A 16,532-nucleotide genomic window follows, 5' to 3' on the forward strand; every position below is an offset into this window, starting at 1 on the left:
ATGAGCCTTCGTTCTCCCTTAATGTGACGGCTCCCGCTCTCTTTGTGTAGCGGCCGAACGTCCCGTCTGCTCGGCCTCCATGGACATTGGTCTTAGGACCGTTGAGCGCAAGGAACTTCCATCATATCCGATACATGCCCGCGCTCGTCGTCCAAGCGCTCCTCGCGCGCAACCTCGGCGTCTGCGCGCGAGGAGCGGATGAACGACCAGCGCCGACGTGAAGGAGGCGCCCCGCTCGTCAGCAGGCCGGGCGGCGCAACTCGGCGCAAGGCCCGGCAATTCCGTCAAGCCCGGCACGCAAGCAGGATCGACGCCGTGCGATCCGCACATCACTGCCAACAGGAGCGTTCGATGCGACGTCGTTGCGCCTATGTCTTGCTCGTGGCTTCGACCTTGTTCGTTCCGGCCTTGCCTGCCGGCGCCGAGCCCCGCGCGCCGCTAGCCGCCGGCGGCTGCTGGATGGTGCTGCCCAAGGGCGAGAAGCCCGAACGCGGCAATGCGGCCGAAGTCTTGTGCCTCCGCCGGGACGGCTATGGCCGTGTCCGCGAAAGCTCCTTCTACGGCGATGTCGCCGGCTGCGGCCGGGTGACCTACCGCACGAGCAACGGCCCGACCCTGGTCGAGATCGACTTCAGCGCCTGCACCAACGGCGCGCCGAACCACAGCCTGCTTTGCGCGAGCGGCTCCGGGCGCAACCCTGTGCCCTGTCTCCAGAGGGTGCCCGGCGACGACGAGCCGGTGGAGATGGAGCTTTATCCGCTGGACGGAGCAGGCTCGTGAGGTCCGCTTGCCTCCTCGCCACCGTGCTCGGCCCGCTGCTCCTGCAGCCTGTCCCGGTGCACGCTTCCGATTGCCCGGAGGGCAGGGCCCGGCCGCTTCCGGTGAAGGCCCCGATCGAACACCGGTTCGGGCACCGCCTGCATCCCGTCATCGGCATGGCGGTCTTCCAGCCGAACATGGTCTTCCGCACTCTCAGCGGCCAGGCCGTGGTGACGGTGCGAGCCGGCCGGGTCGAGCCCGTCGAAGCCACGCGGATCGGCCGCTTCGTGCGGATCCGGCAGCGCGACGGCAGCGAACTGCGCTACGGGCCGCTGTCGCAGCTCCGCGTCCGCGCCGGGCGCTGCGTCGCGGCCGGCGCGAGACTGGGCCGCACGACCTCGTCGCCCTTCACGCTCGCCCTGCGGCGAAACGAGCGATGGATCGATCCTGCGCCCTCGATGGGAGAGGCCCGGTGATCTCCCGCCTCGCCGGAATTGCCCGCCAAGAGGAGGCAATGCACGGCAAGCCGGCGCAATGGCGCGGCGGGCCCGATCCGGAGCAGAAAGTCTCGATCCGCAGTTCGAGGGACCTCATGCAAACACGCCGCTTTCTGTTGCCCCTGTTGACCCTGCCGCTGCTGTCCTCGGTTGCCGCGGCGGAGGCGACGTGCGGTCCGCGTGGCGGCGCGCTGATCGTCCGGCCGCGCCGGCCGGCGGAGCCGCTGTCGGCGCAGCTCTATGCGCTCGGCCCGCTGGTCCATGACGCGACGCTCGGGCTCGCCTTGCAGCGAGCCTGGAGCTGCTTCACGCCGGAGGAGGCCGTGCGAATGCGCTCGGCACTTGCCTGGGCGCGGGACGCGGTATCCCGGCCTGGCTTCGGCGAGATCAGGCCGGCGGTGCTGAAGACGGCCCGGAGGCGGGGCAAGGAAGCGGCCGCGCGGCTGGTGGCGAAGGGCGCCGGCAGCGAGGAGGCACGCGTCATGCAGGCCTCGTTGCGCTATGTTTTCGCGAGGGAAGAGGTCGGGGGGACGAGCGCCCGTCGGATCTGTGACGGCGATCGCTCGATCAGGGGGAATTCACGATGACAGGACAGACGGTCGCCGAAGGCGGCGAGACCTTCAGGGATGCTTTCGACGGTTCGCTCAGGCGGCCCACCAAGCCGTTGACAATCGCGATGTTCCTCGCCCTCGGCGCCTTCGCCGCCGTCGCGGCGATCTACCTCATGTTCGTGTTCGTGCCGCAAAACGGATTCCCGGCGATCCGCGATTGGTGGGCCGGGCTCGGAACCCGGTCCTTGCGCGGCGAATCCGCCGCCTTCTCCTCGATCGCGATGGGCGCGGTCGCGACGATTGTCGTCGCCTCCTTCGCAGCCTTCACGCTGACGGAGGCCATTGCGGATCTGCGCAAGGAAAGGCCGTTGCGGGGCCTCGGCCGGGAGCTCGTCGTCATTCGCGAGCTGACGGAAGACGGCGTCGGCTATCGGGAGGGCGACATCCGGACGGTGCACGTGCCCTGGGCGCAGGTGCAGGAGCTGCGCTCGATGGATCTGCCGGCCTTCGAGGGCAAGCTCTTCTTCGTCATCGAGCTGAAGAGCCCGATCCACGAACGCGGTCGTCTCGTCTTCTGGGACGGGCAGGATCGTCACAACAGCATCGCCGGTCGTCTCCGCGAACGCCTGGCGACGTGCCGCGCCGCGCAAGCCGCCGCCGGCTGAAGAGAAGGAGGGGACCGATGCGGAAGTTGAATGCCTTTCCCTGTTTCGTGCTGTGCGGCCCCTTCCAAGGTTACGGCCCGGCACTGCCTGCCTTCGGTCGCTTCGAGCGGATCGAGTGGCCGATGTATTCCCGGGGAGATTTCACGCGGCCGCTCCGCTTCACCGGAATGCTGGACCTCGATGGACCACACGCGCTGGCATATCTCCACGATTCCGAATGGGCCGTGGTCCAGATCGATCGGGACGATCCTTGCGACTGGGTTAAGCGCGAGGACGGGACGGTCGAGCCCGGTCTGGTCTGTTTTGCCTCCGGTTTCGTGCTGTTCCGCGGTCCGCGCCGGACCGCGCTCAACATATTCACCGCTTACAAGAGCGGCATGCCCTTGAAGACGCCCCTGTCGGCGTTCCAGGATCGCACCGGCGTCGCCTCCGCCGGCGATTTCGGCGTGGCGATCGCGGGCGATGAAGGCTTCGCGCGCGCTGGCTTCTGCGGCGTCGCCCAGGCAGGAATGGCGGAGCGGCGCGGGAGTTCTGATATTTTCGCAGAGGTCGACTGGTCCGGATACTGGGCCTTTGGCGTGGCTCTGGCCGGCGTGCGTGGTAATGCGTCCGCCGGCAGGGAAGGGATTGCCGTGGTTGAGAGTGGCGGCCATGCGCGGGCGGCACATAGCGGTGTGGCGATCGCCCGCCGACATCCCCGCAAAATCGGCATCGCTCGTGGCCACTTCGGCAAATTCAGCGTCGTCGAGGCCGGCGGCAGCGGCATCGCCATCTCGCAGGCGAGTGAAGGGTCCGTGACCGTTGAGGCCCAAGGCGTCGCCGTGGCGACCGAGAACACGCGCTGGCTGGCGGTCGGCCGTGGCGGGATCGGCGTGGCGCAGGGGGATGTGGAGCAGCTGGACATCGCCGACGATGCGCTCGTCGTCGCGGCGGGATTGGAAAGCGCGATCCGTTTCCGTCTGGGCCGTCGAGCGACGCTGATCATGCGTCACCGGCGGACAGAGGGCGTTGTCAGAGTGTTCACGACCTGCGGCGGAAACCTTGAGCCCAAGGTCTATAGCTATTGGGACGACGAGCTCCACGAGGAGTCCACCGACCGACTCGGTTCCGTCGATATCGAGCCGTGGGAGTCTGAGAAAGACGACGCGGTGTCTCTTTCCAAGTCTCCCGCCCCGGCTTTTCCCTCGGGCTTGCCGTGGTGGGTCGCCGCCCGGAACCACGATCCGGAGGCCGAAATCCTGCAAGAGCCGATACGAGAGGGAGAGATCGTCGTTCTGTGCGGCAATATTCCAGCAGCGGAGCTGGCGGCGGGGCGTAAGGACGGGAAATTGTGGCTCGGCGCCCTCATGGGCCAGGGCGATCTGCCGCTGAGCGATGGGGCACAATGCTGTCTGGTCAGGGTTGAGGGCGAGCATGCGCTCGGGCAGGGACGCGGCGAAATGGTCGGCTTCCGACAGGGGACGGCACTCTATCGCGGCACCCTGCGTGGCGCGGTCGCCTCGCTCCGCGCCGTTGGCGCCGACAAGGTGCTCGACGGCCATATCGCGCTGGCCGGGCCTGGCGGCGTCGCGCGTGTCGCGTCGCGGATGGACCCCGTGCCGCTGCCGCCTCCGCATCCCGCCGACATCGAGGAGCGCTATTACGGGACCCCGTCCAACCTTCTGCGCGGCGACCGCACCATCGGCCGCTATCCCTCCCTCGCCGTGGCCGGAGACGAGGGTTTCGCCATCTGCGACGGCGAGGCCCATGCCGGGGATCGCGGCGTGGCCTGTACGCGCGGCCTGGGCGTCGCGCGAGCCGGGGCCAATGGCCTCGCCCTCTGCGAGAACGGCCGCGCGATCGCCGGCGAGTCCGGGATCGCCTTGAGTCTTCCTCTGACCTACCCCGGTGAACTTGACCACGGTGGACAGGCTGTCGCGGGCGAGCATGGCATCGCGATTGCGGAGTGGAACGGTACGACCGCGATAGCCGGCGAGAGCGGCATCGCCATCGCCAGGGGACCATCGGGGGGCCAGGCTCGGGCGGGGGACTTGGGTGTCGCCATCGGCGCGGGGGGCGAGCAGGTCGCGGTCCATGGTGGCGGGCATGCGGTCGTCGTCGCAAAGCGGGGGCGGGTCAGCGGCTTTGACGGCGCGTTGCTCGTCGCCTGGGACGAAGCGACGAAGCGCTGGGTTCACGGCTTGGTCGGGCGGGACGGCATCGAGCCCGGTGTCGCCTATGTCGCCCGCAACGGCCGCTTCGAGCCCTGGACGAGCCCGGTGCTTGTGGAATTCCGCCACAAGCACCGACGAAGGCCGCGCTGAGCGCCGGCATCCATCGGCAAGGCCGGGCAAGTCGGTGCAATACCGCGGCCGCCGCGTCGCGGCTATCCCTTCGTCCATCGGATCACCCCGACGGAACGGAGACTGAGCCATGAAGAAACACCTCGCCCTCGCCGCCTTCGTCCTGCTCGCCGCGACAGGCGCGCAGGCCCAGCAGAGCCAGCAGAAGGTCGCCGTCAAGAACCGCGATATGATCGTCGCCATCACCAGCGGGCAGCTGGAGGACAAAATCGTCGGCAAGCCCGAAATCTTCCAGCGGAGCAACATCGCCTACGCCATCGGCATGACGCGCAGCCTGCATCGGGCCTGCACCATCCTCTCGGCCGAGGACGGCGCGCGGCTGGAACGGCTCGAGCGGGCCTACCGGACGAGGAAGGCAAGCAACGAGATCGACGCGGCGATGCAGGCCATGGTGCTGGGCGAACTCGACAACGGCGCCTCCGACACGGCCGCCCTGCTCGGCCGCTACGACTGCGCGGCGCTGGAGCGCGCCAAGCTGACCGGCCCGCTGCTCGTCTTCTGGAACAAATATCTCACCCGGCTCGCCGGGTGAGCCGCCGACACCGCAAGAGGAGGTTCCCATGCTCTCTCGCATTCGCATCGTCGCCGCGGCCTCGGTCGCGGCGCTGGCCACGCTCCTGGTATTGGCGGCCTCGGCGCAGACCCTGCCCTCGCCGCGCCTCGAAGCCCAGCGCCAGGCCAATGCGCAGTTCGAGACGTTTCGGGCCCGCTGCGGCAAGGACTATGTCGTCGCCGCCGACGTCTCGCCGCCACCGCGGGGCGGCTTCACCACGACCCTGGGGACGCCTGTGCCCGGAGCGTCCTCCGGCCATACGCTCTATATCGCCTATGCCGATGTCCGCCTCGACGGGCGCGAGATCACGACCGATATCGACCGCCGCAACGGGATCGCCTGGCGCGGAACGCTGGCCTACAGCGCCGCCGCCCTGCGCCAGATCTCGGTCGGCCAGGACGGGACCAGAGGCGCCTGGAGCCCGTGGCAGCCCGCAGGGCCGATCTACACGGTGACGCTGGAGCTCAAGGACGGGAGCTGGTCGAGCCGCGGGCAGGAGATGTCGCTTCTGGGCGCGCTGGGGCGCTACGCCAAGCTGAGGCGTCCGGCCTGCGCCGAGATTCCGGCAGGCTGATCCGGCGATGGCGGCGGCATTCCCACCGCGACGATCGTCCGGTTCCACTTTTCGGCGGGGCTGACCATAAGATAATCTCGAAACCGAGGCGCGCGGCGGTGATGTCTCGCCCGTTGCCCGACGAATGCGGGGGATGACATGGACGAACCAAGCGTCGCCTTCAGTGTCGAGGGCAAAACCTTTCGCAGCCCGATCGGCGTGTTTTCCATCCTTGGCGTCTGCGCTCTCGCGGGCGCCATTCTCTGCCTGTTGCAACTCGTGACCAGGCCTTTGACGCTGTCGAACGCCGTCCCGCTGCTCTTCGGCGGCGTCGGAGGACTGATCGGGCTCGCGGCCGGCCTCGGCTTTACCGCCATGCATCTCAACGCATGGCGGGCCGGGCGTGATCCGGATGCCACCGCAAGGCGGATCACGCCTCTCGTCGTCACCGCCGGCGGGATCTTCATCGACCCCTATCCCTATGCCGGTCCCGGACCTCTGGGAGCGCGCCGCCGCCGCTTCGTGCCCTGGCGGGACGTCGCCGCGATCGGGCCGGTCAAGGAAACAGGCCTGTTTCCCGTGACGGTGGCGGAGAAGGACGGGGTTCAGAAGACCGTCTACGAAATCCCCGAACAGGCGCGCGGCGAGGCCGGTGCGACGCCGTACGCCACGCTCCTCGCCGCCCGGGAGCGCTATCTGGCCGGGCTTTCATCGGCGGCCCGTGCCGCGACGGGGACGTTCCTCGTTCCGGTCGTCAGGGCGGCGCCGCCGATCTGGCGCGTGCTCGGTGGCGGCGTGCTGCTCGCGGGCGCGGCCGTCTTCGCTCTCCTGCTGACCGCGACAGCCGCGGCGACGAAGAGCGCCAATCTCGACCTCAAGGCCTTTCTCACGCTTCTGGGCTGGAGCGCGATTATCGCGTTCGTCGCCTTTGCGATCGTCGCCGCCGCGATCGGGGCCTGGCGCGCCCGAGGCCAGCAAGCAGCCTGGCCAGTCGCCACGATCGAGGCGGACGGCTTCACCGCCACCGCCCTACCGCATGGGGCCGGCGACCTCTTCGGCGAACTGGAAGGCCGCAGCCGCCGCGTCGCCTGGCCGGAGGTCCGACGCATCGAGCCGCCGCTCCCCGGCGAGAACGAGTTCATCGTCGATATCGGCGAGCGCCAGCCGCTGCGGCTGCCGGCTTCCGCCAGGGCCGAAGACGGGCGGACGCTTCACCCGGCGCTAGCCGAGGCATGGCGATCATCGCGCTCGGAAAACTGAGGTCGAGGCGGAACAACTCATCGCCGCCTCGGCTCGCGCCGCCGCGCCCTCTGGATCGGACTGCAGGAATGTCACGATGACGGAGCCCATCGAGGGAACGCGCATCGTCTTCAGCATGGAAGCCAAGCCCATGCGCGCGATCAGCTGGCTCTTTCTGGCGATCGGGACGTTTTTCGTCTTTTCTGGAACGCAGATGGGATGGGTGGCGCTGAGCCAAGCGAGTGCCCCCGGATCTGAGACGACATTCTTGCTGGGGTTTGCGGCGATCGTTCTTGCGGCAGGCCTGGTGCAGCCGGCGGGCAACGACAACGGCGATCTCGAAGAGGAAGGCCACAACGTCACCTGGCAACAGGTGCGGAACATCGAGCCGCCGATCGCAGACGAGGACAGCTTCGCCGTCGATGTCGGCTGGCGCCAGCCGCTGCGCCTGCCGACCTCGGCGAGGTCGGAGGATGGCCGCACCTTTTCCCCGGCCCTCCTCAAGCGTGGCAGGCCTGGCGCGATTCTGCCGAACTGAGAGACGGGCCTGGGCCTGCTTAAATGAAGCCGACCGGGGCGCCGAGCCGCGTGGGTGGCCATTTGAGATCGAACAGCAGGAACATGGCCGTCTGGACGGCATTCGGGAAATCCCCGACCGACCCGCCGGCCGCCGGGCAAGGCAACTCGCCGATGGCGGGATCGTCGAGCGAGCGCAGCAGGGCAAGGCAGGCGAGGACGAGCGTATGAGCCGGCAGGGCCACGCCGAGCTCGTAAAGCAGAGTCGCATCGGCGCGCTCGCGCGCCCGATCGACCAGCTCGCGCAGCATCGGTTGCGGCGTCCAGACCTGATCCACAAGACCCCGTCGCAACGCCTGATCGCTCCAGTCGAGCTGAGGGGCCAGGGCCAACAGCAGCGAACCGAGAGATGGGCCCGGCTCTGCGATGTCCCTCGGCCCGGCGAAATCCGCCCAGCTCAGGCCGAGCATGGGGAACAGCCGCCCCGGCAATCCGGAGACGCCGGCCCCCTGCCAGGCATCTGGAATCCGCCCAAAGGCGACCATATGCAGCGCGCCGAGGAGAAGCTGCGAGGGGCTGCAGCGAAATTCGTCGCAAACCTCGCGAAATCGTTGGGAATGTTTCGCACGCTCACAGAGCGCCACAACCGAAGCCGGCGCCTCGGGCCAATCCTCGCCGCGCAGCACTCCTTGCAAGTCTGGCGATCGCCAATCGAGAGAAGAGGCGAGCGCTACGATGTCCGGCCCGAGGGGTGGATCGTATGGCTCCGGTGGGTAAAGGTCCGGCACCGGCATGCCCGTCGGCCTCGGGTGCCTCAGATCCTCGACGATGGCATGAAACCGGTCGAGCCAGTCGTTCCAAACGCTCATCACCGCCTCCTTGAACGGCTATCTTGCCGTGCCTGTGCCGACCCGGGCAATTGATGCCGATTGCATCGCATTGCGATCGGCATCCTGCCCTGCGCGATCGATCATGACCCTGTGCGCTATGGCCTTCGGATCGGCTCCGGCTGCTGTGAGTGGACGGCGCTCTGTTCTCTGATTGCCGTCGGGCCTCGCTCGGACCCGGGATCAATGATCGTGACGCTGACGCAGACCAACAGGAAGACCAGGATGATATTGGCGCCGCCGATCACCGATGCGAACCGCCTCGCACCCCGCGCCCGAACAATGCCGATTGCCGCAACGCCACAAAGAAGCGCCATGGACGTGAGCTGGCCGGTTATCATCCATGCGCGGATTTCCGTGCCGACCGCATGATGGTCGATCACGAAAGGACCCGAGAGGATCATAAGACCCCAGGGTATGATCATGAACGACAGTGCGCGCAAACGACGGCGGACTTCGGACGCCCTCGGAAAGGAGCGGACGACGAGCACAGCAATCACAACGGATACCGATACGACCAACGCGAGAAACAGGACTAAATTGAGCATCGGAAGCGGTCTCCTTCCTCCTCAGCGCGCCCGCCGTCCCCGGTTTCGCGAAAGAATCTAGTGCATCGAAAGGTGGTGCGGAATTGCTCGGAATTGCACCGAAATCCAGTCGCCGCGCCGCTGTCACGACGGATCTGTTGCTCAAGCAGATTCACTCCAACGGGCTCGTCGAGCACGAAGGCGCGCCCAGCGGCTGCGTGAGCCCTGCCGCCAGGCGCCTCTTCAAAGGTCGGTCTGTTCAGAGAGAAGCAAGGCGTCGTCGACCTCGATGCCGAGGTATCTGACCGTGCTCTCCAACTTCGAATGGCCGAGCAGGAGCTGGCATGCTCGCAAGTTGCCGGTCCGCTTATAGATCAGCGCGACTTTGGTCCGTCTCAGGCTATGGGTCCCATACAGAGCGGGGTCGAGCCCGATCAGCGAAACCCAGTCGTCGAGCAGGCGCCCATATTGGCGGGTGGTGACGTGATCGCCTTTATGGCTCCGGCTAGGAAAGAGCCAGTCAGCATCGCCGGATGTTCGACGCCTGAGCCAAGCGGTCAAGGCCTCCCGCGTCGGGTCGGTCAGCTCGAAGGGCACTGGCCGACCTGTCTTCTGCTGGATGATCGAGGTCCGCAGTCTGACCGTGCCGCCCAGCACGACATCGCTGATCCGCAAGCGAACGAGATCGCAGCCTCGCAACTTGCTGTCGATCGCCAGATTGAACATGGCGAGGTCTCGTACGCGCTGATCATGCTGCAGTCGCGTTCGGATCGCCCAAATATGACGAGGTTTCAGCGGCGGCTTGGGCCCGATAAGGCGACCCGTGTTCCAGGCGGGACGCTCGTCACGTTGCTGATGTTCGATCGGCATAGCGTGTCCTCCTTTGGAGGCCGCATCCGGATTGATATTATCACGAATGATGTTGAGCTGCGCTGCGCCACAGGACTAAGCCGCTCTCGCGGCAGGGCGCTGCAGCGTAGTCAGCAGCGAGATTTCGCCATGTGAGGTGCTGCATCCGAGGATTTGGGGGTCGTTTCCCCTGATCCCTGGAGGTCTCCATGATCGATGCCGTCACCGTCAGTCCGCTGCGCCAGCGGATGATCGAGGACATGACGATCCGCCAGTTCGGCGAGCACACGCAGCGCGATTATGTCCGGCAGGTCCGTGAGTTCACGGCCTTTCTGGGCCTGCCGCCAGATCGGGCCGAGCCGGAGGATCTGCGGCGCTATCAACTCCACCTGGCTTCGCTCGGCGCGAGCTATTCGCGGATGAACCAGGCCTGCACGGCGCTGCGGTTCTTCTTTCACGTCACGCTGGGCCGGACCGGCTTCGGAGACCGCATGGCGCGGATCCCGACGCCGGAGCGGCTGCCGGTGGTGCTGGGGACCGAGGAGGTCGCGCTGCTCCTGGCACATGCGCGGAGCCTGAAGGACCGGGCGGCGCTCAGCATCGCCTATGGCTGCGGCCTGCGGGTCTCGGAGATCGCCAACCTCAAGGTCGCGGACATCGACAGCGCCCGCATGCTGATCCGCGTCGAGCAGGGCAAGGGCCGCAAGGACCGCTATGTCATGCTCGCGCCCGACCTGCTCGACCTCCTGCGGCAATGGTGGCGGGTGAAGCGCCCGCGTGGCTGGCTCTTCCCCGGCCAGCAGCCGGGCCAGCCGATCACGACCCGCCAGCTCAACCGGGCCTGCCATGCCGCGGCCGTTGCGGCCAGGCTCGACAAGCGCGTGTCGATGCACACGCTGCGGCACAGCTTCGCCACCCATCTGCTGGAGCGCAAGACCGATATCCGCGTCATCCAGGTCCTGCTCGGCCACAGGAAGCTCGACACCACCGCCGTCTACACCCGCGTCGCGCTGAAGACCCTGCGCGAGGTGACGAGCCCTCTCGCCCTGCTGGCGCCGCCACCACCGCCATAGCGGTCCCGCGCCGATCATGGCGCGGCCTTCGCTGGAGGTCGCGGACATCCTGAACCGGCATGGCGACGCCTTCCTCGCGCGCCATCGGCTCAGCCGCGGCCAGCTCAAGGTGATCGGTGCGATCCGGGCCTGCCGGACGGCGGCGCTCGGCGGCCATGTCATGCGCTGCAGCGACTGCGATCACGCGACGATCGCCTACAACTCCTGCCGCAATCGGCACTGCCCGCGCTGCCAGAGCGCGGCGGCGAAGGACTGGCTGGCGGACCGGCAGGCCGATCTCCTGCCCGTGCCCTACTACCATCTCGTCTTCTCCCTGCCGGCGCCGATCGCCGCCATCGCCTTCCAGAACAAGGCCGAGCTCTACGGCCTGTTGTTCAGGGCAGCGGCCGCGACGCTCGCCACGATCGCCATCGACCCGAAGCATCTCGGCGCCCGCATCGGCTTCACCTCGGTGCTGCACACATGGGGATCGGCGATGACCCATCATCCCCATCTCCACATCATCGCGCCCGGCGGCGGCCTGTCGCCCGACGGCGCGCGCTGGATCTCGTGCCGGCCCGGCTTCTTCCTGCCCGTTCGCGTGCTCTCGCGGCTGTTCCGACGGCTCTTCCTCGAAGGACTCGCTGCCCTGCACGCGGGTGGGCGGCTCGCCTTCCATGGCGATCTTCCCCATCTGGTCGAAGCGGATGCCTTCGCCGCTCTGCTGGCGCCGCTGCGCCGGGCCGACTGGGTCGTCTATGCCAAGCGGCCCTTCGGTGGACCTGACGCCGTGCTGGCCTATCTCGCTCGCTACACCCACCGCGTCGCCATCGCCAACAGCCGCCTCGTCGCCATGGATCGGCACGGAGTCACGTTCCGCTGGAAGGATTATCGGGCGCGCTCATCCGGCAAGGCCTGGCGCAAGACCATGACGCTGACGGCCACCGAGTTCATCCGCCGCTTCCTGCTCCACGTCCTGCCCGACGGCTTCCACCGCATCCGCCACTACGGGCTGCTCACCTCCAGCCGGCGCGCCGAGACCATCGCCCGCATCAGGCAGATCATCGCGGCGCCGATCCCAGTGGCAGCGCCCCAGGAACACGACGCAAATGGTTGTACCGAGGCGGACGAGCCACGGGATGACCATCGTCCACCATGCCCCTGCTGCGGTGGCCGCATGATCCTCGTCGAGCGCTTCGCGCCGGGCACAGCGCCGCGCACCATCGTCGCCGTCAGGATAGACACATCATGACGGCGCCGCAGCGACACCCTGAGAAACAACGACCGGTCTCGGCCAGAGAGCGGGCGATCCCGTTCGGCTCGATGGCGGAAATGCACCCTGCGGCGATCCCGGATCCCTCCCAGATGCAGCAAACCCGGGGCTTCCGGGCATCTCGGTCGGAGCATCGCGCCGCCGTCACGCGCCTCGCACCTTCCCGCAGACCACGCCGCGCGGCGAAATCCCCATAGCGCACGGCCCCGGGCCGCGGCTTCCTCCACTGGAGGCTTTCGGACGCCGGCCCTCAGCCCGGTCCGACCCCGCTCGCATGGGCCGGCATCCGAAACCCTTCACAAGAGCAGAACTTCGACGCCTGCCCGGAAGCCGACGTTCGAAATGAGGGGATTGGCTTCGCTACCGGTCGAAAGCTTGCGGTAGCGATAGTGTGCGATCGAGCACAGCGCCGGCCGCCGCCTGGAATGCCACCAAAAGCGACCTGTACGACTACGCTATGGGAAATGAACCTATCGCAGCTTGAAACCGCGATCGGTAGGCCCGCTGCAGAAACTGCGCTGAGCTCTCGCCATGATGGGTTGTTTACAAATTTGGATATTCAGTTGACATATGGCGTTCATTGCACAACAATGGCGCCATGCAAGTTGACAAATCACTCATCACAGCCCTCATCGACGCCGCGATGTCCGCGGACTATACCGGCGTGCGCCGAATCGGCACCAATATTGCCAAGCTGATGGCCGAACAGAAGGATCTTGAGGGGGCCAAGGCCCTGCAGGCCCTTCTCCGCAAACGCGGCGTGCCGCTTCAGGCCTCAGGGTATGCCGAGGCCCTCCCGCGTGACGCCGGGTCCCGCTTGCCGCTCATTGAAGAAGGCCAGTGGCCAACCACCCCGGTGATGTTGTCTGGCGAAGCCGGACAGACGGTCTCGCAACTGGTCGAAGATGCGAAAAACATTCACCTGCTGACCGAAAAGGGGGTGTCCTCGCAGCTCAGCATGCTGCTGTACGGACCTCCTGGCACCGGCAAGACACTTCTCGCAAGCTCGATAGCAGCCATGCTGCAGCGACCGTTTTATTTGGCGCGGCTGGACTCCTTGATTTCGTCGCGCTTGGGCGAAACGGCGAAGAACATCCGCGGCATATTCGAGTTCGTCCCAGCCCGAAATGCGGTGCTGTTCCTGGACGAAATGGATGCCATTGCCAAGCTGCGTGACGACCGGCATGAGCTCGGTGAGCTCAAGCGCGTCGTGAACACCGTCCTGCAGGGATTGGACTCGCTCCCCAACGACGTCGTTACGATCGGAGCCACTAACCATCCGCACCTGCTGGATCCGGCTATTTGGCGCCGCTTCCCATATAAGGTCGAACTTGGACTGCCGAGCGAGGATGTGCGGGGCAGCCTATGGCTGCATTTCCTTTATCAGGATGACGAGACCAAGCTGAATGATGCACATCTTCTGGCAAGGGCATCGGATGGGCTAAGCGGCGCCGACATCGAGAACATCGCGCTCGCGGTTCGCCGGCGCGCCGTTCTCGGCCATCAGGAGCCAAGCCTCGCGCAGATCTTGCTGGCAGTGCAGTCCTCACGCGCCGGCAGCCCGCAGTTGCTCAAAAACCGCGAGCTCGACACGGCCGAGAAGAAGAGCCTGAGCCTCTTTCTGCATGACCAAGGCCGCGTTCGCCCGGGCGACATTGCCGAGATCGTCGGCGTGAGCCGGCAGATGGTCTATCGCTACCTGAAGGAGGCGGGACATGGCTGATCCTCGTAACCCGCTTCTGAATCCGGTCCTGCGCTTCACAAAGGACCCCAAACCCGAGGGGATCACCGGCGGTGGCAAAAACGCCTTTGGCATTAAGGCCGATCGCCTTGATAGGCAGCGCCGCGCGCTCGGATTGCAACTGCGAACGCTAGCAGCGCAGTCAGCTGCTCGGCCAAAATTCAATGGCAGGGTGGTTCTCTATGCCGCCATGTTCGACGACTCCCTGGCTCCCACTTGGACGCCGAACGACCTGTTTCAGGCGACGCGCGACGCTCGTCTGATCGCGCCCTACCGCACGGGTTATCTGGTCGAGGCCCGCGCCGACCAGCTCACTGATCTCGGCCGCCTGGTCGAGCGTACTGACGTGGCCAAGGAGCAGGTCGATATTTCCCGCGTCGAATCCGTCCGCTTCTTTAGTGAGGACGATACGGCCGGCAGCTGCAACCTGGCCGAGATCTGGGACGCTGCCCCAAAAGCCGGCGCCGGCAGGGCATTTGTCGTCTGGCTTATGCCGCTGCGGGGCCGCGACGCGGCGGAAAGCCTGATCCAATCATTTTCTGCTTTGCGGGATGGGGTGATCATCCCGCCGGCGCCGCTGCTGGCCGGGCTCACGACCGACATGCCAGGCGATGCGCCTGCGCTCATGCGGCGCAGCCTGCAGGCTGTTGCGTCAACCGGCGATCGGATTAACCTGGCGGTACGCGAGTATCGCGCCCATCGCCGCGCCCGGACTACGGTTATTGTGCCCAGCCAGGCTGCGCTCGAGCAGCTGGTAGCTTCAGGCACCGTTTACCGCATCGAGCCGGTCCAGCCGCTGACATCGACGTCTCCGGGCGAGGGGCGTGAGCCTGACCGGCCACTTCCGGCAAACCTTTCCTCTCTCCCGATCGTTGGAGTGGTCGACGGGGGCCTCACTGCCGCTTCATATCGTCCGGCTGAAGCCTGGCGCGCGCCGCCCCTGATCCGCACGGTCGATGCCGACACACTGCACGGAAACCGAGTGACGTCGCTGATCGTCCAGGGCCACGACTGGAACAACAACCTCACGCTCCCGCCGCTCTACTGCCAGGTCGGCACCGTTCAAGCGGTCGCCAAGGATAGCGTGCGCTCGTTCGTCGACCCTCAGGACTTCATCGCTTACCTCGATGGCGTCATGACCGCGAACCCGGGCACCAAGGTCTGGAACTTCTCGCTCAATCAGCGGCAACCGTGCCAGCTCGACCTGGTCAGCCCGTTGGGCCATGACATTGCTGTTCTGGCCCGCAAGCACGGCGTTCTGCCGGTTGTCTCGATCGGCAACAAGCCAGGAGATCTCCTGCAGCCTCCTGCGGACTGCGAAGCTGCGCTAACCGTCGGCGGCCGCCTTCACAGCGCCAACGGTTCGCCGGGGAGCGAATGCCCGGTCAGCCTCAGCGGTCCTGGTCCCGCCAGCATGCTCAAGCCTGACCTCTCGCACTTCTCACATGTGCGGGCGATCGGTGGCACCGTTATCGCGGGCTCGAGCTTCTCGACGGCGCTCACCTCCGCGGTTGCGGCGCATACCATGCACCGTGTGCGAGATGCCTCTCCGGACTTTGTCAAAGCCTTGTTGCTGCACAATGCCGATGGCGATGGGCACAACCATACCCTTGGCTTCGGAACGCCGGCCGTCAGCTCCTTGCCCTGGGAGTGCCGAAACGGCGTGGTCACGCTGCAATGGAAGGCCTCGCTGCGCCCGGGCGCTGCCTACTATTGGGAGCTGCCCATTCCTCGGTCCATGCGTGAATCGGGCAAGCTGAAGGGTTTTGGCACCCTCACCGCGGTTTTGAACCCGCACCCGATGGTCAGCGACATCGCAGGGCCGAACTATTTCAGCGTGCGCCTCGCAACCGCTGTGCAGCGTCAGCGTGGCCTAACGCCGAAGGGCATGCCGAAATTTCATAACCTCCTTGGGTCGCTCGAAACCGACAAGATCACGGAAGCGGATGCTCGGACCTTCGATCACAAGTGGAGCCCGATCCGACACCACCATAACGCCTTTCAGAGCCTGAGCTTCGATGGCGATGCCCTGCGCGTCTATGCCCGGGTCTACGCGCGAGATCTCTATCTCTACGGGATGTCGGCCGCCGACGAGGTTCCCGAGATGGAAACGGAATTTGTCCTGTCGCTTGGCACCGGGGACGAAGACGACGACGTCTACAATGAGCTGCGCGATCAGCTCGGGGCCTTCGTCGAGAGTGCCGTCATCGAAACTGACATCGACGTCGACAACGAAGGAGGATGAACATGAGCAAAGATACTGATCGCACCGTCTTCCGCCGGGCATCCGACAACAAGTGGGTCGATAAGCGCAACGACGCCTCCAAGGGTTTCGTGTTCGACACCCAGAAAGAGGCAATTGCTTCAGGCAAGGAGAAGCTGACCAACGCCGGCGGCGGCGAGCTGACCGTCAAGGGCCGCGACGGCTTGATCCGGAGCAAGGATACCCTTGGCGGCGGCAACGACCCGAACCCGCCGCGCGATCGGGAACACTGAACCCGGGGTGCCCGAACTGAATCGTTGCTGCG

Annotated in this window: 17 protein-coding genes; 14 read left to right on the forward strand and 3 right to left on the reverse strand. The window is 66.4% G+C overall.

Going from position 1 to position 16,532, the window contains the following annotated elements:
• The first annotated feature begins 351 nt into the window (after nt 1-351).
• From BMZ69_RS26480 to BMZ69_RS26520, 9 genes are all read left to right on the forward strand, one after another.
• A complete protein-coding gene (locus tag BMZ69_RS26480; protein WP_092162545.1) occupies nt 352-780 on the forward strand; it encodes a hypothetical protein in 429 nt (142 codons plus the stop codon).
• The gene (locus BMZ69_RS26485) at nt 777-1,235 is read left to right on the forward strand and encodes a M23 family metallopeptidase (RefSeq protein ID WP_092162553.1); all 459 of its coding nucleotides are present in this window, start codon (nt 777-779) and stop codon (nt 1,233-1,235) included. The genes BMZ69_RS26480 and BMZ69_RS26485 overlap by 4 nt, the downstream gene beginning before the upstream one ends.
• A complete protein-coding gene (locus tag BMZ69_RS26490) occupies nt 1,232-1,843 on the forward strand; it encodes a hypothetical protein (protein ID WP_139219216.1) in 612 nt (203 codons plus the stop codon). The genes BMZ69_RS26485 and BMZ69_RS26490 overlap by 4 nt, the downstream gene beginning before the upstream one ends.
• Entirely contained in the window at nt 1,840-2,472 is a 633-nt protein-coding gene (locus tag BMZ69_RS26495) for a hypothetical protein (protein WP_092162555.1), read from the forward strand. Before BMZ69_RS26490 ends, BMZ69_RS26495 begins: the two co-directional genes overlap by 4 nt.
• Nucleotides 2,473-2,489: 17 nt before the next feature.
• Nucleotides 2,490-4,775 carry a hypothetical protein gene (locus BMZ69_RS26500; protein WP_092162556.1) on the forward strand — a complete coding sequence of 762 codons (2,286 nt, stop codon included), beginning with the start codon at nt 2,490-2,492 and terminating at the stop codon, nt 4,773-4,775.
• A 109-nt stretch (nt 4,776-4,884) separates the two neighbouring features.
• Nucleotides 4,885-5,346, forward strand: coding sequence for a hypothetical protein (locus BMZ69_RS26505; protein WP_092162557.1), 462 nt, complete (start codon nt 4,885-4,887; stop codon nt 5,344-5,346).
• Between the two features lie 28 nt (nt 5,347-5,374).
• Entirely contained in the window at nt 5,375-5,941 is a 567-nt protein-coding gene (locus BMZ69_RS26510; RefSeq protein ID WP_092162558.1) for a hypothetical protein, read from the forward strand.
• Between the two features lie 138 nt (nt 5,942-6,079).
• On the forward strand, nt 6,080-7,180 hold the full coding sequence (locus BMZ69_RS26515; RefSeq protein ID WP_092162559.1) for a hypothetical protein: 1,101 nt from the start codon (nt 6,080-6,082) through the stop codon (nt 7,178-7,180).
• A gap of 76 nt (nt 7,181-7,256) precedes the next feature.
• Nucleotides 7,257-7,697 (forward strand): hypothetical protein, encoded by a 441-nt coding sequence (locus BMZ69_RS26520; protein WP_092162560.1) that lies wholly within the window; start codon nt 7,257-7,259, stop codon nt 7,695-7,697.
• A 19-nt stretch (nt 7,698-7,716) separates the two neighbouring features.
• Here the strand turns inward: BMZ69_RS26520 and BMZ69_RS26525 are convergent, their stop codons facing one another.
• The 3 genes from BMZ69_RS26525 to BMZ69_RS26535 all read right to left on the reverse strand — a co-directional run bounded on the left by BMZ69_RS26525 (nt 7,717) and on the right by BMZ69_RS26535 (nt 9,959).
• Nucleotides 7,717-8,544 (reverse strand): hypothetical protein, encoded by an 828-nt coding sequence (locus BMZ69_RS26525; protein ID WP_139219218.1) that lies wholly within the window; start codon nt 8,542-8,544, stop codon nt 7,717-7,719.
• Nucleotides 8,545-8,660: 116 nt separating this feature from the next.
• A complete protein-coding gene (locus BMZ69_RS26530; RefSeq protein WP_092162562.1) occupies nt 8,661-9,110 on the reverse strand; it encodes a hypothetical protein in 450 nt (149 codons plus the stop codon).
• Between the two features lie 222 nt (nt 9,111-9,332).
• Nucleotides 9,333-9,959 carry a tyrosine-type recombinase/integrase gene (locus BMZ69_RS26535; protein WP_092162563.1) on the reverse strand — a complete coding sequence of 209 codons (627 nt, stop codon included), beginning with the start codon at nt 9,957-9,959 and terminating at the stop codon, nt 9,333-9,335.
• 188 nt (nt 9,960-10,147) lie between these two features.
• On the opposite strand from BMZ69_RS26535, the gene BMZ69_RS26540 reads away from it, so the two are divergent.
• The 5 genes from BMZ69_RS26540 (at nt 10,148) to BMZ69_RS26560 (ending at nt 16,500) form a co-directional block, all read left to right on the forward strand.
• Nucleotides 10,148-11,011 (forward strand): tyrosine-type recombinase/integrase, encoded by an 864-nt coding sequence (locus BMZ69_RS26540; RefSeq protein WP_092162565.1) that lies wholly within the window; start codon nt 10,148-10,150, stop codon nt 11,009-11,011.
• Nucleotides 11,012-11,027: 16 nt separating this feature from the next.
• Nucleotides 11,028-12,242: an IS91 family transposase gene (locus BMZ69_RS26545; RefSeq protein WP_092162567.1), complete on the forward strand. Its 1,215-nt coding sequence runs from the start codon at nt 11,028-11,030 to the stop codon at nt 12,240-12,242.
• Between the two features lie 619 nt (nt 12,243-12,861).
• Entirely contained in the window at nt 12,862-13,986 is a 1,125-nt protein-coding gene (locus BMZ69_RS26550; RefSeq protein ID WP_092162569.1) for an AAA family ATPase, read from the forward strand.
• A complete protein-coding gene (locus BMZ69_RS26555) occupies nt 13,979-16,249 on the forward strand; it encodes a S8 family serine peptidase (protein WP_092162571.1) in 2,271 nt (756 codons plus the stop codon). The genes BMZ69_RS26550 and BMZ69_RS26555 overlap by 8 nt, the downstream gene beginning before the upstream one ends.
• Complete coding sequence (locus BMZ69_RS26560; protein ID WP_210188094.1) at nt 16,246-16,500, forward strand: DUF2188 domain-containing protein; 255 nt, start codon at nt 16,246-16,248, stop codon at nt 16,498-16,500. Before BMZ69_RS26555 ends, BMZ69_RS26560 begins: the two co-directional genes overlap by 4 nt.
• Nucleotides 16,501-16,532 lie beyond the last annotated feature (32 nt).

This window comes from Allobosea sp. CRIB-10 (assembly GCF_900112185.1).
GTDB lineage: Bacteria > Pseudomonadota > Alphaproteobacteria > Rhizobiales > Beijerinckiaceae > Allobosea.